General features: G+C 34.6%; 22 protein-coding genes. 3 read left to right on the forward strand and 19 right to left on the reverse strand.

Features of this window, described 5'->3' with window-relative positions:
• Positions 1-280: 280 nt before the first annotated feature.
• The 17 genes from GQR94_RS19790 to GQR94_RS19870 form a co-directional block, all read right to left on the reverse strand.
• Complete coding sequence (locus GQR94_RS19790) at positions 281-787, reverse strand: peroxiredoxin-like family protein (protein WP_158978509.1); 507 nt, start codon at positions 785-787, stop codon at positions 281-283.
• Between the two features lie 342 nt (positions 788-1,129).
• Complete coding sequence (locus tag GQR94_RS19795) at positions 1,130-3,856, reverse strand: tyrosinase family protein (protein WP_158978511.1); 2,727 nt, start codon at positions 3,854-3,856, stop codon at positions 1,130-1,132.
• A 512-nt stretch (positions 3,857-4,368) separates the two neighbouring features.
• Complete coding sequence (locus tag GQR94_RS19800; RefSeq protein ID WP_158978513.1) at positions 4,369-4,866, reverse strand: DinB family protein; 498 nt, start codon at positions 4,864-4,866, stop codon at positions 4,369-4,371.
• A 367-nt stretch (positions 4,867-5,233) separates the two neighbouring features.
• Complete coding sequence (locus GQR94_RS19805; protein WP_158978515.1) at positions 5,234-5,563, reverse strand: phosphotyrosine protein phosphatase; 330 nt, start codon at positions 5,561-5,563, stop codon at positions 5,234-5,236.
• Positions 5,564-5,605: 42 nt separating this feature from the next.
• The gene (locus GQR94_RS19810; RefSeq protein WP_158978517.1) at positions 5,606-6,400 is read right to left on the reverse strand and encodes a hypothetical protein; all 795 of its coding nucleotides are present in this window, start codon (positions 6,398-6,400) and stop codon (positions 5,606-5,608) included.
• Between the two features lie 218 nt (positions 6,401-6,618).
• The gene (locus GQR94_RS19815; RefSeq protein ID WP_158978519.1) at positions 6,619-7,923 is read right to left on the reverse strand and encodes an IPT/TIG domain-containing protein; all 1,305 of its coding nucleotides are present in this window, start codon (positions 7,921-7,923) and stop codon (positions 6,619-6,621) included.
• Between the two features lie 223 nt (positions 7,924-8,146).
• Positions 8,147-8,269, reverse strand: a complete 123-nt coding sequence (locus GQR94_RS22990; protein ID WP_370458263.1) for a DUF4625 domain-containing protein — start codon at positions 8,267-8,269, stop codon at positions 8,147-8,149.
• Complete coding sequence (locus GQR94_RS19825; RefSeq protein WP_158978521.1) at positions 8,241-9,260, reverse strand: TonB-dependent receptor plug domain-containing protein; 1,020 nt, start codon at positions 9,258-9,260, stop codon at positions 8,241-8,243. The genes GQR94_RS22990 and GQR94_RS19825 overlap by 29 nt, the downstream gene beginning before the upstream one ends.
• Positions 9,261-9,428: 168 nt before the next feature.
• The gene (locus GQR94_RS19830; protein WP_074538554.1) at positions 9,429-9,737 is read right to left on the reverse strand and encodes a hypothetical protein; all 309 of its coding nucleotides are present in this window, start codon (positions 9,735-9,737) and stop codon (positions 9,429-9,431) included.
• 101 nt (positions 9,738-9,838) lie between these two features.
• Complete coding sequence (locus GQR94_RS19835; RefSeq protein ID WP_158978523.1) at positions 9,839-10,276, reverse strand: hypothetical protein; 438 nt, start codon at positions 10,274-10,276, stop codon at positions 9,839-9,841.
• Entirely contained in the window at positions 10,266-11,495 is a 1,230-nt protein-coding gene (locus GQR94_RS19840; RefSeq protein WP_158978525.1) for an FtsX-like permease family protein, read from the reverse strand. Before GQR94_RS19840 ends, GQR94_RS19835 begins: the two co-directional genes overlap by 11 nt.
• Positions 11,492-12,121: an ABC transporter ATP-binding protein gene (locus GQR94_RS19845; RefSeq protein WP_158978527.1), complete on the reverse strand. Its 630-nt coding sequence runs from the start codon at positions 12,119-12,121 to the stop codon at positions 11,492-11,494. Before GQR94_RS19845 ends, GQR94_RS19840 begins: the two co-directional genes overlap by 4 nt.
• Positions 12,122-12,154: 33 nt before the next feature.
• A complete protein-coding gene (locus tag GQR94_RS19850; RefSeq protein ID WP_158978529.1) occupies positions 12,155-13,351 on the reverse strand; it encodes a GTP-binding protein in 1,197 nt (398 codons plus the stop codon).
• A 33-nt stretch (positions 13,352-13,384) separates the two neighbouring features.
• Positions 13,385-14,320 carry a GTP-binding protein gene (locus GQR94_RS19855; RefSeq protein WP_158978531.1) on the reverse strand — a complete coding sequence of 312 codons (936 nt, stop codon included), beginning with the start codon at positions 14,318-14,320 and terminating at the stop codon, positions 13,385-13,387.
• 20 nt (positions 14,321-14,340) lie between these two features.
• A complete protein-coding gene (locus GQR94_RS19860) occupies positions 14,341-16,020 on the reverse strand; it encodes a PhoX family phosphatase (protein WP_158978533.1) in 1,680 nt (559 codons plus the stop codon).
• A 32-nt stretch (positions 16,021-16,052) separates the two neighbouring features.
• Complete coding sequence (folE, locus tag GQR94_RS19865) at positions 16,053-16,718, reverse strand: GTP cyclohydrolase I FolE (RefSeq protein ID WP_199271496.1); 666 nt, start codon at positions 16,716-16,718, stop codon at positions 16,053-16,055.
• On the reverse strand, positions 16,711-17,115 hold the full coding sequence (locus tag GQR94_RS19870) for a MerC domain-containing protein (RefSeq protein WP_074538562.1): 405 nt from the start codon (positions 17,113-17,115) through the stop codon (positions 16,711-16,713). Before GQR94_RS19870 ends, folE begins: the two co-directional genes overlap by 8 nt.
• An 82-nt stretch (positions 17,116-17,197) precedes the next feature.
• Between GQR94_RS19870 and GQR94_RS19875 the strand changes: the two genes are divergently transcribed.
• Entirely contained in the window at positions 17,198-17,578 is a 381-nt protein-coding gene (locus GQR94_RS19875; protein WP_074538563.1) for a Fur family transcriptional regulator, read from the forward strand.
• 242 nt (positions 17,579-17,820) lie between these two features.
• On the opposite strand, the gene GQR94_RS19880 is transcribed toward GQR94_RS19875, so the two are convergent.
• The gene (locus tag GQR94_RS19880) at positions 17,821-19,401 is read right to left on the reverse strand and encodes an aryl-sulfate sulfotransferase (protein WP_158978535.1); all 1,581 of its coding nucleotides are present in this window, start codon (positions 19,399-19,401) and stop codon (positions 17,821-17,823) included.
• Between the two features lie 456 nt (positions 19,402-19,857).
• Between GQR94_RS19880 and GQR94_RS19885 the strand changes: the two genes are divergently transcribed.
• Positions 19,858-20,736 carry a LytTR family DNA-binding domain-containing protein gene (locus GQR94_RS19885; protein WP_158978537.1) on the forward strand — a complete coding sequence of 293 codons (879 nt, stop codon included), beginning with the start codon at positions 19,858-19,860 and terminating at the stop codon, positions 20,734-20,736.
• 104 nt (positions 20,737-20,840) lie between these two features.
• The gene (locus GQR94_RS19890; RefSeq protein ID WP_158978539.1) at positions 20,841-21,953 is read left to right on the forward strand and encodes an acyltransferase; all 1,113 of its coding nucleotides are present in this window, start codon (positions 20,841-20,843) and stop codon (positions 21,951-21,953) included.
• 16 nt (positions 21,954-21,969) lie between these two features.
• Here GQR94_RS19890 and GQR94_RS19895 read toward each other — a convergent pair whose 3' ends face one another.
• A complete protein-coding gene (locus GQR94_RS19895; RefSeq protein WP_158978541.1) occupies positions 21,970-23,208 on the reverse strand; it encodes a leucine-rich repeat domain-containing protein in 1,239 nt (412 codons plus the stop codon).

The following is a 23,208-nucleotide window of genomic DNA, read 5'->3' on the forward strand; positions in this document are numbered from 1 at the left end:
ATAATATACTTAGAAAGAATGTTTGAGCTGTTTAATAAAAAACCATAATTAAAAGGCTTTTTAATATATTTTATTAACTTTTCGAAGGTACAAAATTTTAACAAGTAACTATTTACAGAATTTCGTAACCTAGTTTTTTCTATCTTCTTAATTGTATATAATCGTACGTTCAATTTGAAACTACTCATTATATTAAACCGCTATTTGTTATAAACTAAAAAGTTGATGAAACCGGAGTTCCATCAACTTTTTGGTTCTGTTAGCTATTCAATTAAGAAAACTATGCCTCTCCTCTAGCAGGGTAATCTGCTTTTAAGATATAGTCAATACCACCTAAAACATCGTTAAAACCAGGTCTACCAAATGGCATAGACTGTATAGCTTCCCAATAAACTGTCTGTTCTGCAGTTAACAAAAACAATCCAGGTTCGGTAAAATGTTTAGGCTCGTTCTTAATACCTTCAGAAATGAATAAACCCCATTCTCTGGCTTCTTCTATAGGTAAACCATAACCCAATGGAATATCTGAAATCTCCCATTCGTCATACGTGGCTTTGGCAACTTCGGCTGTGTCTGTACTAATGGCTATTACAGAAACGCCACGTTGTATAAACTTATCTAATTTTTTCTGTAACTCTTCTAACTGCGATTTACATACAGGGCAATGTTTACCCCTGTAAAACAAGATCATGGTAAAATTTTCAGGTGATTGATCACTCAGTTTCCACGTAGTATCATTCACTAATTTAATTGCTAACTCGGGTGCTTTTTGTCTCGGTTTTATCATGCTTCTATTATTATATTTTATTTTATTTATGCATAATTTAGTCGTAAAAACGAGTTGTGGTTGACACATATGTTTAAATTATTGCTTCAAACCACTAAAGTATTAGCATTCAATTCATTGGCTACCAGTACTTAAAAACACCTCTGTAATTTTATTTTTCTCAAATATCGGCCGTTACGACTATATCGTCAGCAATTATGTAAAAGCTAATTGTCGCTGCTTTAGGCTGTAATGTTATTCGTTCGAGTATTAGATATTTCAAAATGTTCATTCAAGTGATTTCTCTTGTCATATAAATTGAATATGTTGTATAATGGCTCCTGTTATTTTAATTAACTTATTTTAAACCACTCCAAAAGAGTAATTGATCAATCTTGAAAATGCTTCTGGTTTTCCTTTAGCGCTTCCACAGCATCCGTCCGTAAGATCATCATAGTTGGGTTCATAATTGCCGTTTACCAAAATCCCTAAATGATAGCTTCCTTTGAATTTTGTTTCCAATCCTGTAATACATAAAGTAGAACCATTATCTACCTTAATTTGCAATTCCTTATCATTCACGATGCGACCTTCTTGTTGTTCTTGCAATCGCTTAGCCAATAGTATAGCTAAGTCATAATCTTTTGAAGGTTTTTTGGAACTTTCGTTCTTTTTCATGATTTTATCGGCCTCTTTTGGACTGATAAGCTTATCAAAATCTATGGACGGTGAAATCATTCTGGAAAACCCTATTAAAGATGATACCTTTCCGTTTGGGGAATCGAAAGATAATTTCAACTTTAGAGTGTTACCTGTTTTAACAATACTTTCATTTCCTGAAACATCAAGTCGTAATCGAGTTTTGGCATAAATGTTTATAAGGATATTACAGCCCTCCCCTCTTTCTGCATTTGTCAATGGTGCTCTTGAATCCAACCCATTGCTGGCCTTGGAAAAAATCTTTCGAGTAGGTATTCTTGCATTCTGTCTAACCAAAAGGTTCTGATATTGATTCCCTCTAATTGGCCCTCCTGATACAGGAAATAATAACTCTCCCAGAGTTGGCATTAACATGACGGAGTGATCTTTTGCTCTATAAGAGATAAGTAACTCCCATTGCCCAACCCAGCATTTACGACTGGCATTATTCCTTTGAATTACCATACTCAATCTTCCTTTGGAGCGTTTGAAGTTCACATGGGGTAACGGGCAACAATCAGTACAGTTACTGCTCCCTGAATGATCTTGTTTCGTAAGACCTCCATAATGAATTGTTCCATCGGGCCCCTTTAACCTATAGTCCCAATTGGAGTCATTGAAGTCATATCCTTGCGTTGTAATAAGAAAATTATCCTCTGCGGAGGTTGCGTTAAAATGGATATGGGCATGTTCTCCTTCAAAAAATTCTAGCAAGGGATCGAATATGCTGGTATAACCAATGGCTCTAGCTAATGCGCTAGTATAGAATTTATCAATTGTACCTGCATTTTCACCATGAAATATTTGAGTTGTGCTTAATGCAGTTCCCTTTGCAACCATTGTTGCTATGGTAGTATAATCCACATCTACACCGGTGCCGAATCCCAATCCGAAAATTGTTGTGGGCGATAAGCTACCATTGGCTATAGTCGTAAAAAGGCTTCCACTAGTTCGCTTTCCATCGGTCAACATCGCGAGATATCTTTGCTCATCATTAGGTAGATTTCCAAATGGTGCGTTAACAAGAGTGTTATTTGCTTGGATCAAGGCATCAGCAAGCGGAGTTCCTCCTCCTGGCGAATGACTTGCTATAAGTGAATCAAATGATGAGTGACTAAATGAAGTACCATCTTTTACTAAGCCAAACCCTGGTCCAGTAAAAATGGTATCGAAAACGTTTGCACCAACTGAACGAAAGGTCTGAATTCCAGCATGTATATAGGTAGTAGCACTCTCCTGTACGGTTTCACAGTCTTGTAGAAATAAGGAAACCCCTCGCTTCGCAGCTTCCCATTTTGTTACATCCGGTGCCGTTGTTACCATAGGGTCTGGCGTCATTCCATTCATGCTGCCAGTTTTGTCCAATCCAATTCCGATAATCGGCATACAATCATAAGTGTAGTTGTATTCGGATCGAAAATCTAATGTGTCTACATTTCTTCGTTCTGGCGTCGCAGAAAAGTCAGGCATGGGTATATTATTGCTTATGGTATCTATTGTGCTATAGCCAGGCGTTGCTCCTACCCAAGGATACATTAAGTCATTACTGTTATGAAAATTCGCCCCTCCCATGGTCGGATACTCATTCGCATGACCATCCATTTGCCACATGGCCCAGTATCTATCAATATTACAATGATGTAAATAGAAAAAAGGATCAAATGGGGATGCAGTTGCATTTGACATATGTCCTCCTAATGCGGCTGAACTACCACCAATAAACCCATGCATCCCATTGTGCATTTGAGCATTCCCAGATGGCAATCCAGCACCTGTTTCCATCCCGCTTTGAAAATTATGGTAATTATTGATGCTCAAACAAGCAGCTATCGCGTTTACAGTAGGTAAACTAGAAACATTGCCAACACTTCGCCTTAATCCACCTTGCCATAGGGTTGGAAAGGCTTGAGGAAGGATCCATCCATTAAGGCTTGCAGGCCACCACGAAGGTAATGGGGTAGAATTAACTCCAGAACCGGGTCTAGTGACAGCAAAATATCCCGTTTCTATCACGTTGTTAGCCCCTGTGCCACTTGTTCCTAGAAAAGTATCCGTCATTATTGGGCTAGGGTCTGTCCAATCCCAGTAGGGAAGCATTACTCCGGATACATAGCTCTGAAGTTGAGATTCGAATCGAAATAAAAATTCCCTATGCCAGCTAAGAAAGCTGTAGGACCCCGTGCCTCCATGACCAAAATTCACGGTGTTACCTCCAGGTTCAACCCCCGATTGTATCATTCTATGAAGGGCTACATTCTCATCCCATATACTATACCTCTGACTAACCGGTGCACCGGGATTTACAATATCGGCTTTCATAAGTACACAAGCTCTTACAAAATTCTCTTGCTCTGTAGCTGTTAAATGTTTTGCATTCTTTCTTACTCCCATGATTAAAAAATTTAATTATTAATGAACTTTTAAATTGCGATTCCATTTAAGGAATGAATAGCTTCGATAGTCCATTGTTTTATTGAAGTAATGCATATTTAGATTACCTAATCAATCATAGGAATGTTCGTACTATTCCATTTTGCTGGGGGTTCTTAATGGTTATTATATACCATAAATATATGACACACAGATCTTTACAATATATTTAATTGTGTAATCGGAGCCGCTTAGTGTATATAATGTAGAATAAAATGTATTGTTCATATCTGAGAATTCTAACCATTACGAAAAATTTATTTTATTCTTTAATTATTATTTTCTTATCGTGCCCAATACCATTAAACGCTCAAACGCCAGAAACCTAGGGTTCCAATATAGAGACTTATTTCGATGATTATAGCGTTTGAAATGTCCGCTCGCATTTTGCTATACACCAAAAAACACCCTTGTTTGTAACGTACAGACAAGGGTGTTTTTTATTGTTAAGGAATTTTTTTATACTGATTTTTTTAAAACAGCACTTCATCGGCCGATGCTACATAAGTTGCAGGAACCTTTAGATTGTTAAGACGTAAATAAAGGCCTAATTGTGCTCTGTGGTGTACTGTATGACTCAATACAAACTTGCGAATAGCGGTTTCTTTGGTGCCAGAAAACATAACGGTATCGGCCTTTCTCATGGTCCACGATTCCATTAATTGATCATTATTTGTAGCTTCTAAAGCTTTTTCTCCTATGCTAATATTTGCCTCAAACTGTTTTAGAATATCAGCTTTAGAATTTAATACGATTGGAGGCGTTGCAGTACTCCAATCTAACTCTGAGCTCTGAGTAATTGCAGGCACCCAACTAGAAATAGGTAAGATATGGTTTACCAAATCCCCCATTTTTTTTGATTTTTCATGTGGTGTAAATTCAAACAAATCTTCTGAAACAGCATTCAAAAATTTTCTTGTTATATTCATTTCATCGGTAAACTCATTTAAAAGGATCTCGTTCAGCTTCATAAGGCTACTATATTTAAATTAATTGTGTGTACTAATTCTTTAAAGGATATTTTCTTTCTAGGATACTACTGCTTCTTTGGAAAGCATATCCCTAGGTTTTCATTGGTCGTGGAAAAAGGACCAACCTTTAAAAAAAAATAGAATAAAATTATAGGGGTGATTTACAACGCTCTAGCGGAGAATAAGAAGGGAAAGTCTAAAGAAGAATCTGTGTTGTTTTTTGGATCAATAGATTGAATGACAAGGAACTTAGATCCTTGAATAGAAATGGTTACCAAAGCAAGAATACAATCTATTTACTTCTATTTTGAATTATTTTGAAAATTCCTAAATCGAGAATTAAGTCTGTTGTGTAGACGATTATATTTTAGAAGCTAATTTTAGCCTTTAGAATTTCAACAAGATCTTTAGCACCATAGGTATAGATATCCTTGATGTTCAGTACTGTAATTTTATGATAATATGTATTTCCAAAAGCCCCTTTAATGGCTTCCAGATGTTTGTTTTCCATAACAAAAACCTTATCTGCTACCTCTAATTGTTCTTCACTTAAATAATTTGTTCCAAGTTTATTACAAATATTTTTATTCGTTCCTCCTGAGTCAAATAATAAATTAGGATAATGTTTACTAAAGTAATCTTCAGCAGTCTTTGAACGGTCTTTATTGGCTGAACAGACAAAGAGTATATTTTTCATAACTAAAGTTTTAAATATGCAAAGAAGTCTAATTAAAATGAATTAATCTTCAAGAGATAAAAATACTCCATTTTCGTACCTGAGTTTTAGAATTTTACCGGTAGCATCCATGAAGCCCGATGGGGAATCTAAGTCTCCATCAATATACCCTTCCATTAACTCATGGTATGCTATTTCTTTCGATTCTGGATTGAATTGAGGTATCAACTCATCACGTCCTCTACTTATCTCGTATATGAATTTATCATCGCCATTAAAGCAACCATTGCAGTCTTTTAATACTCCGTCTCTAAAGCTTAATAATCTGAACACATAAAACTCTTTACCGCTACCGTGTGTACCGTAAGCTTTTGCTAGGTATTTGTCTTTGTCGATAAGCTGTATTTGATAATGGTAAACTCCCGTATGATCTGTAATATAATGATCATCGGTTTTAGTTGTTAAAAATCCAACAGCCAATTCATTATTTGCTTTATATTGATACATGGAGTTATAGACGTGCCAGGTACCACCATTAAATTCGTCCCATGAAATTATCTTTAGTTTATCATCTTCTGATGATAGTATCCTTATGTATTCTGATAATGAATCGTATTTAACATTCAAAAAAGATTCTTTCGTAAGAGTTTCAGCCAATGTGTTTTGAAACCGTATTAAAATACTATCTCTAGCTTCCCCATATTTACCTCCGTAGTCATGTCTACTATCTCTAAACTTTTTATATATGGATGTCAAATAATTATCTATAGAACTAGCATCAATAGATTGTTGAGAATGTAGGGTAGTACTATATCCAATTAAAATAATAAAGCTGAATATAAAAGATGATTTTTTCATTGCTAAAATGCGCTAAATGTTCAGCTATATTACTAAAAAATTAAGGGATTACTATTTTTATATGAAAAATTAAGCATAAAAACGCTGGTTTACTACCCTTCCCATTTTCTCCTACTTCATCTAAATTTAGGACGTGATTATAACTTCATATTCAATTTATTGGACACCCTATTTCTAAAAACATTACTGTAACTTTATTATTCTCCAATTTAATTGCCTTATAGAAAATAACGTAACATTCCATTTTCGATTTTTGCTATAACAATATTATCTTTAATGTCTATTTGTCTAATTTTGCCCTCTGCTTCTATGTCTTTATTCCAAGTAACACCTCCGTCGGTAGTTTTAAAAATTATATTGTCAAGAAAAGAATAACCTACTGAGGTATCTAAAAACACAAAATTTGTATTAGGTAATAAAGTTTCTACTGTTTGCCAAGTAAATCCGCCATCTATAGTTTTTCTTAAACGAAATGGACTGTTGATATCACGAAATGTTAGCATGTAACCATTATTAGGATCTAAAAATTGAATTTTATAAACAGTAGTACTTTCATTAAAATCTAATTCTAAATCGTGCCAAGTTACACCACCATTATGAGTAAATAGTAAAGAAGGTTTTATACCATAAGATACATTACCTCCTCCTGCCCAAAAATGGTCATCGTCTAAACGAAAACCTGTACGAATAGTAAGGTATTCATAATTTGGATCATAAATAACGTCAAAATTTTCTCCATCTTTAGTTTGAAAAACTTTTTTGTTTCCACTTACAAATAATCCATTTTGTAGATCATCGCTAACACTCATCGCCGCAATGCCTCCATTCACATCATCAATTTCGCCAAAAATAATTTCATCATTACCATCAACACTACCTCCTGCTGGTATTTTTAATAATTTTAAACTTTCTGCCCAACCCTCATCGGTTGGAGTAGCATGAAAAGCATTGGTAAAACCTTGATAAACCCAACGTTCAAAAGTTAATCCACCATCTAAACTTCGTTCTACAGATCTAATAGTAGTATTATTTACACGAATGGCTCCATAATAAATTCTTTCAGGTGTAACCAATTGTGATGTCCATATCGTTTCATCAAAAGAGTTTTCCGTTCTAGTAAAAGCCCATTTTCCAGGAATTTTAGCTAAAATTCCTATATTTCCGCTATAATCGTTAGCTACCTCGAAATCAATCTGACGACCTTCCATATTAATTTCTAAATCAGGAATTCCATTTTCAACCAAAGGCAGCTTTACTTTAATCGTGGTATTGCTTAAAGCTATAATTTCTGAGTTAGTCCCGTCAAATAAAACACTTACTTTATCACTATCTTCAATAAAATTGGTGCCATTAATTTCTATGATGTCACCGGTATACCCAAAGTTTTTAGAATAAGATTGAATCTTGGCAATTTCAATTTGCTGTTCTGGTAATGAATCATCAGTTGATTGCTCATTTTCTGAACAAGATAATATTAATGTACATAGAATTCCTATTAAAATTGAAGGTGAAAAATATTTCATTAGTTTAGTTTTTTAATAATATTTTAAACGATTAAAATTATGAATTATTATTGCCTTTATAAGGCTTTAGAAATTATATAGATTAAACCACCTGCTTACTCTTTAGCTTTTTAATAATTAGGTCCATTAATTATAGTACAAAAAGGTTGCTTTGTAGCTTGTAGGGGAATTCACGTTTGTAAGCTATAATGATATTATGTAAAATAGCATATTCGAGAAAATTTCAATTTACAATCTTAATATCTATAGATGTTCTACTCTGCCAACCGGTTTGATCAGTTACCGAGTATGCACAATGATAATCACCAGTATCTATATCATTTAGCAAAAAATCCGTTTTTAGCATTCACATTACTGAATACTGTTTCAGATGTTATACCCTCAGAAACAAAACCGATACTTACACTTGCATCTGCTTCGATACCTGCGGTATTCCTTAAATTATTTTCATGTAATTCAAAAATGTAGTTTTCAAAATTGATTTGATCTGTCGGTACTTTATAGTCTCCATAATCTCTGTACGTAAGCCTGGTTCGATAAAACCACTTATCTTTTATAGAACTTAAACCCGCAGAAATGCCTAATAAATCATTATTACTTTCACCAAGAATATTCACTTCGCCATCAAAAGAATTCGGAGATGGTATTTTATTGGCTTGTATATCAACAACTCCGGCAATGGCATCAGATCCGTACAATAAAGAAGCGGGGCCTTTAATAATTTGTATGTTTTGAATACCGTGTTGGTCTATTTCTATTCCATGGTCATTTCCCCATTGTTGTGCTTCATGTTTTATACCGTTTTGTACAACAGCTACACGATTAAAACCTAAACCTCTAATGACAGGTTTAGATTGCCCAGAACCAATTGTAATAGTGCTTACTCCAGGTATTTTACTTAAAGTTTGCATTAAACTATTCTCTCTATTATTATTTAGAAATCCTTTAGTAACCGTTTGAGAAACTATAGGAACTTCCATAGCTTTTCTTTTTTTAGTTTTTTCACTAACTTTTACTTCGTCGAGAACAGTGGTTGATTCCGTTAAAAATATTTTAAGTTCATTCATATTTGGACCCACATCAATACTAATTGTTTCAGATTCACAACCAATATGAGATATAGTAAACACGTACTTGCCTTTGAACACATTATTTATGGTAAAAGCACCAGTTGATGTTGACACTGAAAAAAGTTTTTCTCCGACGATAGTTGCACCCTTAGCAGGTTCTAAGGTGTTCGCATGTATTACAAACCCTTTTATTTGATAAGAATTTTGCGCAAGCGCGGTTGAGCACAGACTAAAAAATAGTCCTACACTCAATATTTTATAAAGCATATTTTTATACTATAAGATTTAAATTGGAGTCCTTTAAAATGAACCAAGACAAAGCCTATACGTTTAACCATTTGAAGAATATGGTGCATCACGAATTCCAAAAACACTTTTAGGGTAAAAAGGGCTCAAGGAGAATTCAAAGTGCAAAGGAAAAAATGTATAGAAAACTTATAGCAAAAAAGGCGGTGGTCTACAAAAAAGCTTGCTTGTTACTATAGTATTTATAACGGTAGTCTTGTAATTGCTCGCAAATTTTTTTTCGATTGGAAACACCTTGTTTTCAATATGAAAATCAACTGTGGAAGGGAAAATAATTGGGGTTAAATTATGTGCAATGGCATGGTCACAAATGGCACAGACATCATCTACTGTATCGTCAGTCGTATGTGACAACGCATGAAGACCTGTTATTTTCATAGATAGAAAAAGAACAAGCAACAAATAGGTGATAGTATGTTTTATGCGACTAGGCTTCATTAAAAATTGAAACGTTATGATGTGATTGGGCTGTTAGTGATATGTTACTTATTTTGCAAAGATAGTATCTTTTTTAAACTAACGCAACTAAGTTGCGTTAGTTATTTTAATAGTAGACCATAGCAATCTGTAAGTATATAATTAAAATGCTCCACATCATCCTTATTGAGTTTTAAGATGCCCGTTATGCTAACCACTTGATCTGTTTTGAACTTGGGAGGCACAACAAATTGAAGTTCTATAGCCGTTTCTGGACCGCCTTGACCACAAAAAAAACAAGCAGACATAGGACCTTTTGATAGTATGAACAATTTCCCATTTGGGTCAATATTTAGAAAATATCCTGTCACGGTAATTTGTTTTCCTTCCAAATCTTTTAAGGATCCTGAAAATTCAGGATACAAGAAATAGTCATCATACGCAGGGAAAAACTTATCTGTGTATGTTACTTTGGCTAAATCTGCCCATGAAGTTTCTCGTTGACTATACCCTAGAGCGTATGTAAACAGTATACATGTGAATAAAATTTTATTTTTCATTACTTAAAATTGTTGCTATATCCATCTTTAAAATTGGATATATAGCCAATAAAACGGATACTGTAGTTAATATAATAATTGAACCTCCGGTGTGTAAAAGGTCTTGATAAGGCAATTCTTGGAGCATATATAGTTTATCATCTGCATTCATCATTTTGAAGACGTACTTAAGACCAATTTTCAAGAACAAAAAACCTAAAATAAAGGCTGTAAAAGCGATTGTTAACCCTTCGTAGGCTACTATTTTAATCAATTGAAAATTACGTGCGCCATAAGTTCTTAACAACGCCAAATCAAAAGCACGTTCCTTGACCATTTTATAAAGACTTGTGAAAATCATAATTCCAGAAATTATAAGTATGATATAGGCAACTGCTGTGATTGTCTTAAAGCCAACACCGGTATAAGCATAAAGGCGATCTAACTCATATTTTGGCAACGCAGTTTGCAAACCCACCTGTTTATTAATTTTTCTGGGCAGGGTAACCAATCCCCTTGGGTTTCTAAATGTGATGAGTAAGGAGGTTATTTCTTTAGAATCGTCATGTTCTTCATGGGCATGTCCATCATGGTGTTCTTCTGATTCTTCAAGATGTTCTTCTTTATGATCATGAACATCCCAGACACTTTGTAAATTGGTTATAATTAAACGATCTATAACTTTTTTAGTAGGCTTTAAAATACCTACTATCGCTAATTTATCAGAATGTACTTCAACAGTAGCTTCTACTAAACCATGAGTGCTCAAAATAGTATCTCCAATATTAAGTTTAAGGTGTTGTGCAACACTGTTTCCCAAAACCACATCCATAGATTTTTTAACACCACTCCCTTGTTCCAATTCAGCATGGTAAAGGGATCCAAAATCTGCCGTTGTTCCCACAATTCTATATCCTTTATAGTTATCGCCATACGAGATTGGTACCGCCGATTTTATCATTGGATTTTTGCCGATCTTCAGTGCTTCTTGGTAAGATATATTTCCCGTAGGATTATCTAAATGCAACACTGAAGCCAATACAAGTTGTAACGGACTTCCTTTAGCACCCACGACCATATCAATACCACCCAAATTACGTTCCATTTGGTATTCGAAGGATGTTTTTAGTTGCTGAATTCCTAAAAGCAAGGTAATACTCAGCACTAAAACAAAAACGCTCAAAAAAGTATAAAGCGGTTTAGATTTTATGTTTTGCAGGCTAATCTTCCAAATATTCATAGGGTAATGACGTTTTGAAAGAATGGTTTTATTCTAGAGTCGTGCGTAATTACGATGAGGTTTGCCTTAGTTGTTTTTGCTTGCGCTATCAATAGTGCTATTACAATCTTACAGTTTTCATCGTCTAAGTTAGATGTTGGTTCATCTGCCAAAATTAAACTTGGTTCGTGTATATTGGCAGATGCAATACCTAAACGTTGTAATTGTCCTTCGCTGAGTTGGTGCGCTTTATGATGTTGAATTTTGTGTAGGTCTAATTGTTTTAGTAAAACATCAATAGCAGAAGGTTCTATTTTGTGTTTACTAAAATAAAGGCGTGCTTGTAAATTTTCTAGAACACTTAATGAGCTTATAGCGTGATTCTTTTGAAATACTAAGCCTATTTTTTCTCCTCTAAATTTATCTAATTGACGATTGCTTAGTGTATTAATAGCTATAGCATCAATCCTAATTGTTCCATGTTTAGGTTTTAATAACCCTGCTATTAGATGCAACAAGGTTGTTTTTCCAATACCCGATTTTCCTAAAATGAGTAGATTTTCATTCTGTTTTAAAGTGAGATCTGGGAAGCTAAAGCTAGTATCCTTTTTTTTATATTGAAAAGTAAGGTGATCTGTTTGTATCATTTTTAATTCTTTAAAACCTTCTTTGAATTTTTTTTAAGCTATTGGCCATGCATCTTGTTGAGGAAATTGTTGATTTTTCCAAAGGTCTATTTCACGAGCTTTAAGTAAACATTCCTCTAACTCCCTTAGCATTTCATCTTTGTTCATATGCTGCCCTATAAAAACCAACTCTATTTTTCGGTCTCCAAACAAAGGATCCCAATTTGCTTCAATTTCATCCTTATGATCAAGAAAGGAGGCGTAAGCTAAACGTTCTCCAAAAGTCATAGAAGCCCACCAAACACCTGCATTATCTGCTTTACATGAACCACCTGCAGAGCTCCACAATAAAGCATGATTAGTTCTTGAAGCTAACCAAAACAACCCTTTGCTTCTGATAATATTTTGAGGAAAATTTTGGTTCAGATATGTTAAAAAGCGCTCTGGATGAAATGGCTTTTTACTTCTAAAAACAAAAGAACTTATTCCGTATTCTTCTGTTTCAGGTACATGATCATTTTCTAATTCTCTTAACCATCCAGCAGACGCTTCTGCTTTTTCATAGTCAAACAAACCTGTATTCAGTACACTTTCTAAAGCAACCTTAGATTCATTGGCAGTAAGTATGCGCGCTTCTGGATTTAATTTATGTAGAATAGCATGTAATTCATCAAGCTGTTCTGGACGTACCAAATCAATTTTATTGATAATAATAACGTTAGCAAATTCAATTTGATCGGTCAATAAATTAACAATAGTCCTATCGTCACCTTCAATAGAGGTAAGCGCTCGTGTGGTTAAATAATCTGAACTTGAAAAGTCTTTTAAAAAATTAAATGCATCTACTACGGTAACCATAGTATCTATAAAACTAAACCGACTTAAATCTATTTTACCATCTTCACTTTCAAATGTAAAAGTCTGTGCTACGGGAATAGGCTCACTGATCCCTGAGCTTTCAATAAGTAAATAATCAAATCTGTTTTCGGCTGCCAACTTTTCAACTTCTACCATAAGATCTTCACGTAAAGTGCAACAAATACAGCCGTTAGACATTTCTACTAATTTCTCCTCCGTTCTAGAGAGCGTGTTTTCATTTGCAATGAACTGAGCATCAATATTAACCTCACTCATATCGTTAACAATCACGGCTACTTTTAATCCTTTTTTGTTATGGAGCACATGGTTTAACAAGGTGGTTTTACCAGCGCCTAGAAAGCCACTTAATACAGTTACAGGTAATTTTTTCATGTGACTTATTGTTTTGTATGCTTACTACTTCTGCTATTCTTTTTGTGGGGTATTTTTATCAACAACTTGATTTTTTGAAAGAATGGATGTAATAATTTTTTGTAATAGATACGTCTCACTTCCTGGGCCAATTGTCAACAATTTAGAGCCTGTTATAGGAACACCATTAAAAGGCCTTATATGCACTTCGCCATCTGGAGTTCGCTCAAAATAAGTATAATGTGCATCGTCACTAATTATCGTACAACCCTTAACTCTCAGTAAACTTTTAGGAAGTGCCGCACAAATACCATCAATAGCTTTGGAATGGGGCAAATTTGGCAAATCTACAGCGCATGAAGCCCAGTGTGCTTTTTGATGGTCTAACTTTTGAGCAGAATTTAGAGAAGGCCCTAATTCAGGTAACAATAAAACATCTAACTGCTGCATGGGGATTACTTTCGCGGTTGGATTCCATATTTTCAATTGCTGTATAACTTCTGCTTTGCGATTCTCTGATACCTGTTCAAGATGTGATAAAACCAATAGAGAAGAAATTTGAATTTGGTTTGCTTCCAGTTCGTTATGTGCTCCCCTTTTTTGCCAGTTTTTTACATCTACCACAGAAATTTGAATGGGTGGTAAAAACCGATCATGAAGCCCTACCCCCAAAAACTCCATTAAGGAACAAGCATCTGATGTTCCGTTGGCTTCGATAAGTGTAATCCCGTTTTTTCTATCAGGAATTCTGTTTACCGTATTTCTAAGTTCCATAATACCACTACAACAGATACAGCTACCGCTTAAAGGCTTAATAGCATTTGATGCCATCTGCTTAGTTAATTGTTGTGCATCTAAATTGGCATTTTCATAATCGTTTAGAATCACATAGGGGTTAAACCCTTGTTCAATAAAACTGTCAATTAAAAACCTTAGTAAGGTAGTTTTTCCTGCTCCTAAAAAACCTACCACCGTAATTATAGCCTCCATAATGCAATAGGTTTTATTCGTTAGATTATTTCAAATTGATTCAACTTGTTCATTTTTTCGATTAAATCTCCTGTAATGGCAACTACAGCAGGTTTTGGGATACCATCTTCATCAAAAGGCCATGTACTGGTAGGGTTTTTCAAATCTGTAGTTTGTTCCCCTGGGTGTTGCACACTTAAGAATAAAGTTTTTCCGTCTGGTGAAAACCAAGGTCCCGTTAACTCCGCATCTTTTGGTGCTGAAGCGACACGAATTACCTTGCCTGCATCTTCACCAAGTCTAGGAATTACGAATAGACTATTATTTTTGAAAGCCATATAAGGCTTATCTTTTTTATTCATAGAATTACCCGACATATCTGAAGTTAACCAAAGGTTTCCTGATAAATCAAACGCTAAATTATCTGGACAAGAAAAACCTTTTTCTTCTCCGCCAGCCAAATAGGTAGAAGCTTTAAAATGTAAAGCATCAAAGGCACCATTATTTTCTTCTATTTTTAAAATAGAACCGTGAACATCTCCTTTCGGTTTATTATTCGTCAACGAAATAAAAATGTTTCCCGTAATTGGGTCTATTTCGATATCCTCTGGTCTATTTAATGCAGTAGCACCAAGAAGTTTGGCTGCTTCTCGTGCCCGGATCAATACCTCGGTCTGATCTTTGAAATTACTTTTTAAAACGGCTTGAGTTTCCCAATCTAATGCCAACCAAATACCATTGATAGTATCTGCTACAAATAAAGTTCCCTCCTTCAAAGAACCTGGCTCAGATGAAATAAACTTATATAAATGTTCATCATTTTTATCATCTGCCGTATAGGCTACTACCCTTTTATCTTCTAATTCATATAAGGTGCAACATTCGTGCGCAAATCGTCCTAAAGCAATATGTTTTTGAGCTGTGCCATCTTTTGGGTTTACTTCTACCACCCAGCCATAATGTTCTGGTGGATAGTCGTAAAAATTTTCCCAACCGTAAGAACTAGGTCTATGTGTAGCTACATTATTATCGTATTCGGTTTCTCCAAAGAAACCATCATAGTTTTCCTCACAGGTAAGAAAAGTTTTCCATGGTGTAATCCCGCCAGAACAGTTGCTATTCGTGCCAATAATAGTCGATTTGCCTTTTATGGGGCTGTCCCAATTAACGCTTATTGGTGTTTTACCATTAATTCGGCGATTATGAGGGTCGTTTTCAACCACTTTCCATACGCCATTCTCTTCTTTGATCCTTACGATGGTACCCCCCACATCATACATCTCTTTATCAACCTGCTCTTTGGTTCTATGTTCAAAAGGATTTTCATATTTTCTAGCATCAAAATCAGAAACAAAAAGTGGATTCACATATTCATGATTAACCCATAGTAAACCGTCTTTCGGGTTGTTTTCATCGAAAGGTATAAAACATGTGAAATCATTATTAAACCCAAATGTATCTGTATCGCTTATTTTATCTCCCCACTTTATAATGGTATGATAATTTAATCCCTTGGCTAATAACAAATCGTCTGTATCAGAAGCAACTAACCCTTCCAAAGCAAAAGCTTTTAAAGTGTTTAGTCTTTCTTTTGAAATGTTTCCGAATCCGTTAGTAGGTGTTGCCGTGCTACCACAGCTTACTAAAAACTGTGGCATAACTACAGTTCCTAGTCCTACTTTACCCATAAAGGAAATAAATTTTCTACGGTTGTATTCCATACTTTTTGTGCCTAAAAATTTTATAAATAGATTTAATGTAATCGCTCTTGTCCTATAATTTTTAAAAACTCATTCCGGGTATCTGAATCTGAAAAACAGCCTCCATATTCCAAAGTCGTAGTAAAACTGCTTTGGTCTTTTATTCCTCTGGAAGACACGCACAAATGTTTTGCGGTTACCGAAACAATAACATCTTTAGTATCCAAGACATTTTGCAAATCATTTAAAATTTGAAGTACTAAGCGTTCTTGCACCTGAGGACGGCGCGCATAATAATCTACCAAACGGTTAATTTTAGATAACCCAATAACCTTATCTTTAGGCACGTAGGCCACATGGGCATGTCCTACAATTGGTAAAAAGTGATGTTCACAAGCTGAGTCAATATTAATATTTTGTTCCACAAGCATTTTTTGATACCCGTATTTATTTTCAAAAGTTGAAAGTTTTGGTTTGTTCACTGGGTTTAAACCATAGAACAGCTCTTTTACATACATTTTAGCAACACGGTATGGAGTTCCTGATAGGCTATCATCTGTTAAATCTAGTCCCATTTCTTCCATGATCATTTTAAAATGATGTTGAATGTTAATGATCTTTTCCTCATCTGATTTCTCAAATGCATCTGTACGCAGCGGCGTTCTAATACTTGCTGAGAAGTGATTATCTCCCGTAATTTCTACTTGACTATTATCCATTATTTACACAACATTTATCAGCATTACATTTACAGTGTTTTCTATTATACAAGTGCAGTGCGACCAAGGCAATAGCAGGTATATAAACGACTGGTTCTGGTAAGGCTATTAGTTCTAGTTTTTCATTTAATAGTATTGCAGCCAATACCAACCAACTTAGCCAAAGCGCTGGTGCCAGCCATTTAATTGTTGTGGTTTTTGTAGACCATTGAATGGCAACAAATGAAATAGCTAAAAATAAATAGTCCATAAATTTCCACCATGCTGGAGGATCCTCACAACAGAAAACTGAACCCGCTTGAGCCATAAAAAGAAATGGCGTGGCCATACAATGTACAAGGCACAAGCTACTTGCCAAAGTTCCAAGAATATCTGCTTTCTGTTTTAATACGATCATTCTATTTAATTATTATTACAACTGAGTTGCAAATGTAGAAATAATATTTGTTATTGCAACAGAGTTGCAGTATATTTGTTTCATGGGAGTAATTAGAAAGACAAAAGCGGTTGAAGTTTTGCTAGCAGCATTTGATACTAAGGCTGTAGCACTTTCTGCCAAAGCACTTATTGATCAGCTAGGTACTACATTTAATAAAACCACCATCTATAGAGTTTTAGATAAACTGGAAGATGATGGTGTACTACATTCTTTTTTAGGGAAAGAAGGATTAAAATGGTATGCTAAGTGTCATGGTTGCACTTCAACTGCGCACCATGACGTTCATCCTCATTTTCAATGTCTTAACTGTGGGAAAGTTGAATGCTTAGCGGTAAGCGTTACGCTTCCAAAAATACCGAACAGAAAAATAGAAGTATCCCAATTATTAATTCAAGGGAAATGTGAAGAATGCTTTATTTAGATTTACTTTTAATCACCTCTTAAAAAATTCTGAACTAAATTTTCCCTTTGTAAATTTTCAAATTAAAGAACACAATCAGATCACCCAAAGAAAAGGATAGTCTCATCAAAACTCCATGATAAGTGCTACTGGCCGTTAATTAATGAATGTTTATTTCTAAGGGTTTTATTACTTTTTAAAGGAATTCCTGAACCATAAATGAAGCTTGACTATTGCTTAAGCAGTGCTCTATAGGAATAAAACTAATTTAGCGTAGGATACAGTGATAAGCGTTCTGTTCTATGAAAAGTAATGTGGCCTGCAAATGGAGTTGGTGCAGTAATCGTAGCTTCAAAAATAATGCTATTTGTCTCCATATCTATTTCTATACTTTTACCAAAAGGTTGAGCGCCAGATGTAATACCTCCAGGAGAAAACAACATATGATTATTTGCTTCTAAATAGTCTACATCAGATACCACTCTAGAATAGGTTTCTTCTCCCCGTTCTTTACCATAATGCCATATTTGTTGAATAGTACCATTAGTTTCGTCTATTTTATACTGTACTGCCCTACTGTATGGTCCCAGACCAGTATAGTTTCTATTATCGCCATTATCAAAAAGTATAACAGACCCATCTGCCAGTACCTTAGTGGCATGTTGGTACCAATTCCATTCAAAATCAGAATGATTTTCTGTGCCATCTAGAATAGCTTCATTGGTAATTGCTGTACCGGAAGCATCTAACGGTTGTAATAAATAAGAGCTGAGGTCCTTTAAATTACCTGAAGTTTTCCAATCTGCATGTGGTGCCATTATCCAAACCACTTCATTTGCTGCTGTAAGTTTTACCACACCTTGTGTTCGTCCTGAAATAACTAAAGTATCATCACTAGCATCATAACTAACACCGTTTACATGAATCCAATCCTCGGAATCGGTAGTCAATGTAGTTCGGGTATTATCTAAAGATTCATTTAAATCCCAAATAGTTATAATTTCATTAGCAGACCTGTCTATTTCTATAATATAATCTTCTATCGTACTCGCATCATGCTTGTCTACCAAAACAATAAAATTTCCATTAGGTTTTTCTAGTACTTCATGATGAAAACTAAAACCAGGCATATCCCAAGTATTTATAATGTTTCCAAAAAGATCTACTTCATAAATTGCATCTGGTTCATTATTCGCAAAATAAAAATTACCATTTGCCAAACGACCTGGACCGTTATCATAGTGTAAATTACTTAATATAGGATGTTCCTTGTAATTTAAATACCACCTAATAGCTCCATAAGAGTCAAAAATAAAGGGCCTAAAAGGGTGAATGTCAGTATCGTAGCCATAATAGCTTACCAAGGTCATTCCTGCTGCCATTTGGCTTCTATCTGCTGTGTTTATTGTAATTTCTGGCATAGCAGAAATAAGGGAAGCTGTTTGTATTTTTAGTGTTTGAGTGCATAAGGAAACCTTGTTGGTGTCATAAAAAGTGAATTCTACTTCATTTTCATAATCTGGATATAGTCCATGAACCGGTATCTCTATATTAGTTCCAATTTCAGGAAAACTTTGAATAATATCAGCGTCAGTGCCATTTTTTCCTATGACACGCATAGTTACAGAAATAGGTTCATCGGTATTGAAAATAACGAGTGCGGATAAAGGTGCGTACCCTGAAGGGTTTAGAAGCGTTTGTACTTCAATGGTTAATTCATCGGAACAACTAAAAATTTCATTTTCAGTAGAATCAGTAGCTACATTGGAAACCGAATCATCATTATTACAGGATACTATAAACAACCCCAATAAAACAAGTAGTTTAATTTTTCTTATATCCAAGGTATCATTATTTAAATTAAAATGAGTTAAAATGTAAATATACACATTACACTCCCTTCCTATAGTCTACTCGCATAAATAGTATGTTATTAGCATCGGCAAAAAAATGTAGCACCAAATTTTGTTAAGGCAACTGCTTACTCAAAAATCTTAAGTTTATATACCATCTTAAGTTTTTATACCATAAACAAAGCTCAAATTACCCTACTACAAAAGCCGAAACTAACTCCACTTGGTTTATTTGGTTTTGGAACGGGCATCATAGCTTTTATTTTTAGTATTCTTATTTATCAGTCTAAAACAAAGGTTTATCACCTCTTTGCGGAAAACCACAGTTTTGACAACTATATTTAATTTGAGAGGAAAAAAAGGCTTTGTAGGTAGAATTCTAGGACAAAAAAAAGAAGTGCCTCCTCACCTACTATTGTTATCATAAAAAAGTATTTTAGCTGCTAGATGAAGGATATATTTACAAAATTTAAGAAGTATCTAACAACGCCCTACCCGTATTACTATGACAATAACAAAAGAGTGCTTTTTTTGTTGTTGCTTATTTCTGTCTTAAGTTTTGGCTTCTCGTACTTTTTTGAACCTTTTGTAGTAAATGTAGCAGAGCATAAAATTAATTCCATAGCCATACTACTCGTGCATGCTGTTATTCCGTTGCCTATAGCTTTTTGTTATTTTAAGCTAGTTGATAGTACCTTAAAAGAAGATACCAGGTGGACACTCGGTAAAGAACTTTTTCACCTCTCCATAATTTTGTTACTTATAGGCATAGCCGGTTTTTTAATTCGGGATTTTATTTATACCAACCCAGATAATTGGTCTTTCACCTATTTTTGGGAAGAAATACGGAATACCTTTTTAATAGGATTTCTATTAATTGTTATTGTGCTCCCCTTAAATCTAGAGCGGCTGATACATTTACATACCCATAGCATACAACAGCTGCCTAAGAAGCAAACCAAAGCTGCACAAAACATGCTTATTTCCATTAAAGATTCAACCTCCCAAGAGATTTTTGAACTACATAGCAGTGAGTTTCTTTTTGCTAAGGTAGAAAGTAATTATACCGAAGTGTTTACCCGTTCCGCTACCGGAGTTCATAAGAAGCTACTGCGTATGACGCTTAAAGAACTAGAAGAACAGTTAACACCCATTGCTCCCCAAGTTTTTAAAACACACCGTTCTTATCTAGTACATTTAGAGGCTATTGAAACTATTGCTGGCAATGCGCAAGGATACCAATTAACCTTGAAAAACTGCGCTACTACAATCCCCGTTTCGCGTTCTACTATTGCGCGCTTTAATGCCGTGTATTCTAAATTGTAATCACCAGCCCTTGTATTTCGTCACATTCGCTTGTCCGCCATCACAAATCAAAAAAATCATTCAAATTAGTTTTTAGGTTTGTTTCACAACATAAAAACAAGGATTTGGAAGAAAAGAAACGTAGGTATGATTTAGATTGGTTTCGTGTTATTGCCATACTTGCGGTATACCTTCACCATATAGGGATGCCATTTAATGGCGATACTTTTCATATCATGAATGCAGATTCTAGTAAGCTTTTGGATGATATTATGGTTTTCTTTGAGCAATTTAGATTGCCGCTCCTTTTTTTAATCTCTGGAACCGGAACCATATATGCTTTTTCTAAAAGGACATGGCTTCAGTTTCTAAAAGAACGCAGTACCCGGTTAATCATTCCTCTTATATTTGGTGTTTTGTTTATTGTTCCCCCGCAAACCTATTATGAACATATAGCTACCTATAGTTCTTATTTAGACGTTTATAAAAGTGGCGCCTTTGAAACCAACCATTTATGGTTTATTGAAAACCTCTTTGTGTATTCGGTAGTGCTCATTCCGCTAATTTTGTTCCTGAAATCTTCCAAATCTCATAGCATTATACGGTTCTTGGATACAATTTCGGCTAAAAAATATGGCATCTTACTTTGGGTCCTTCCATTAGTGATCATTACAATGCTTCTAAAACAAGCCTATCCGAGCGATTCTAAAGCTATTACAAACCTCTCCTCTACCTTTTATTACGGCTATTTTTTAGTAGCGGGAATGCTATTTGCTACTTCAAATATGAGTTGGACCCACCTAAAGGCGTACCGGAAATTTAACGCGAGAGCCTTTATCTTAAGTACGGTCATATTTTATGGCTATTACTTGTTGCCCAACACCTATATAGCGCCATATCTTTCTATTAACGCAAGGTGGAACGTGTGGTATCTTGTGTGCGGATTAGTAAGCTGGACACTCATAACGACAGTACTGGGTTATGGACAAATTTGGTTCCATAAAAAAAGTGTATTCCTACAAAAATGCAATGAGGCCATTTACCCGTTTTACGTCTTACACCAAACCATCATCGTCATTCTGGGCTATTACATCATTCAATTAGAACTCTCTATTATCGCCAAAATTGCCGTACTTCTCATAACTTCTTTTCCTGTAATCATACTTATGTATAGGCTGCTAATTTATCCCTTTAAAATCCCTAGACTATTATTTGGAATGAAGAAGAAGGACGATTAAAATATATTTCATCCCTTTATTTCACGTAATAATATATACCATCTACAGCGATAATAGTGTCTTTTAAATTTTTAAACTTTATGGTTTTTGTAGGGTTTAAATCAAACCATGGGCTACAACTCGTTAAACTATCTATTTTTACTTTATTTTCTTCTAAAATATAATTCTTCGCTAAGCGTAACTTATGTAGTTTTTTACAATGCTGTATGGCTGTAGGCAAATCTTTTAATCTGTTTTTCTCTAGAAATAAATAATAAAGGTTCTTCATGTTCCCTATAGATTCAGGAATATAATATAAGCTATTATCCGTGGCAAAAAGAAATTCTAAATTCGATAGGTTTCCTATATTCTTTGGTAAATGAGTAAGTTCATTATTTTCAATAGAGAGTGTTGTTAGGGATATTAGATCACAAAAAGAGTCTGGTAGCACTTTTATGTTGTTGCCACTCAGCCATATGGTTTTAAGCTTACTCAGTTTCCCGATATCTTCGGGTAAACCTTCCAAATTGTTTAGTTCTATTTCTAATGTTTCTAAATGGTTTAGTGACCCTATCCAGTTTGGGAGCTTTGAAATAGAATTATTGGATAATTTTAATACTTTTAAATTTTTAAAATCCTTAATGATTTCTGGTACTTCAGCTAGATTTGAATTTGAAAGATCTAAGCTTGTTATTTCAAGTTTTTCTTTTTCATCTTCAATTAATAGTAGATCTCTTCGAGGCAAATCTCCGATACTTATAAATCCTATTCCTCCGCCAACATCATCAAAATTGATTTCTATATTTCGGTCTAAATACAAATAAGTAGTGGAGGTTAACTCGCCACTATCCCAATCATCAGTTATGGTTATTTTATCTGCTTTACCAAAAACACGCTCTATAGTTTCCTTTGAGATGTTTTTATAAGCATTTAAAGCTGTACCACTCAATAGCAAAGACTGCACCCTGCCGTAATTTAAAACAAAATAATATCCTTTTTCATAGGATACATTTATATCTTTAGTCAAAGAAAAATCTATTTCTTTCGCTTTTTTATCCTCTTGAGATTCATAATGAAATACGCGAATGTTTACCCTACTTTTATCAAAAACGGTAACGGAATCCCCTATTTTAATATCATTTAGAGTGAGATTTCTTGGGTTTACAGCTGTATTAAATAACACCTCTGGATGATTCATGATTTCAAAAGTCATTGTTGTAGTATCACATGATAAAAAATTGAAGAAAGATAGGATTGCTAAGGTCAGGTATTTCAT

The organism is Cellulophaga sp. L1A9, from assembly GCF_009797025.1.
Classification (GTDB): domain Bacteria; phylum Bacteroidota; class Bacteroidia; order Flavobacteriales; family Flavobacteriaceae; genus Cellulophaga.

Excerpts from the sequence above, each read along its gene's own strand:
- GQR94_RS19790 (WP_158978509.1), bottom strand. The coding sequence starts at position 787 with ATGATAAAACCGAGACAAAAAGCACCCGAGTTAGCAATTAAATTAGTG.
- GQR94_RS19795 (WP_158978511.1), bottom strand. The coding sequence starts at position 3,856 with ATGGGAGTAAGAAAGAATGCAAAACATTTAACAGCTACAGAGCAAGAG.
- GQR94_RS19800 (WP_158978513.1), bottom strand. The coding sequence starts at position 4,866 with ATGAAGCTGAACGAGATCCTTTTAAATGAGTTTACCGATGAAATGAAT.
- GQR94_RS19805 (WP_158978515.1), bottom strand. The coding sequence starts at position 5,563 with ATGAAAAATATACTCTTTGTCTGTTCAGCCAATAAAGACCGTTCAAAG.
- GQR94_RS19810 (WP_158978517.1), bottom strand. The coding sequence starts at position 6,400 with ATGAAAAAATCATCTTTTATATTCAGCTTTATTATTTTAATTGGATAT.
- GQR94_RS19815 (WP_158978519.1), bottom strand. The coding sequence starts at position 7,923 with ATGAAATATTTTTCACCTTCAATTTTAATAGGAATTCTATGTACATTA.
- GQR94_RS22990 (WP_370458263.1), bottom strand. The coding sequence starts at position 8,269 with ATGCTAAAAACGGATTTTTTGCTAAATGATATAGATACTGGTGATTAT.
- GQR94_RS19825 (WP_158978521.1), bottom strand. The coding sequence starts at position 9,260 with ATGCTTTATAAAATATTGAGTGTAGGACTATTTTTTAGTCTGTGCTCA.
- GQR94_RS19830 (WP_074538554.1), bottom strand. The coding sequence starts at position 9,737 with ATGAAGCCTAGTCGCATAAAACATACTATCACCTATTTGTTGCTTGTT.
- GQR94_RS19835 (WP_158978523.1), bottom strand. The coding sequence starts at position 10,276 with ATGAAAAATAAAATTTTATTCACATGTATACTGTTTACATACGCTCTA.
- GQR94_RS19840 (WP_158978525.1), bottom strand. The coding sequence starts at position 11,495 with ATGAATATTTGGAAGATTAGCCTGCAAAACATAAAATCTAAACCGCTT.
- GQR94_RS19845 (WP_158978527.1), bottom strand. The coding sequence starts at position 12,121 with ATGATACAAACAGATCACCTTACTTTTCAATATAAAAAAAAGGATACT.
- GQR94_RS19850 (WP_158978529.1), bottom strand. The coding sequence starts at position 13,351 with ATGAAAAAATTACCTGTAACTGTATTAAGTGGCTTTCTAGGCGCTGGT.
- GQR94_RS19855 (WP_158978531.1), bottom strand. The coding sequence starts at position 14,320 with ATGGAGGCTATAATTACGGTGGTAGGTTTTTTAGGAGCAGGAAAAACT.
- GQR94_RS19860 (WP_158978533.1), bottom strand. The coding sequence starts at position 16,020 with ATGGAATACAACCGTAGAAAATTTATTTCCTTTATGGGTAAAGTAGGA.
- folE (WP_199271496.1), bottom strand. The coding sequence starts at position 16,718 with ATGGATAATAGTCAAGTAGAAATTACGGGAGATAATCACTTCTCAGCA.
- GQR94_RS19870 (WP_074538562.1), bottom strand. The coding sequence starts at position 17,115 with ATGATCGTATTAAAACAGAAAGCAGATATTCTTGGAACTTTGGCAAGT.
- GQR94_RS19875 (WP_074538563.1), top strand. The coding sequence starts at position 17,198 with ATGGGAGTAATTAGAAAGACAAAAGCGGTTGAAGTTTTGCTAGCAGCA.
- GQR94_RS19885 (WP_158978537.1), top strand. The coding sequence starts at position 19,858 with ATGAAGGATATATTTACAAAATTTAAGAAGTATCTAACAACGCCCTAC.
- GQR94_RS19895 (WP_158978541.1), bottom strand. The coding sequence starts at position 23,208 with ATGAAATACCTGACCTTAGCAATCCTATCTTTCTTCAATTTTTTATCA.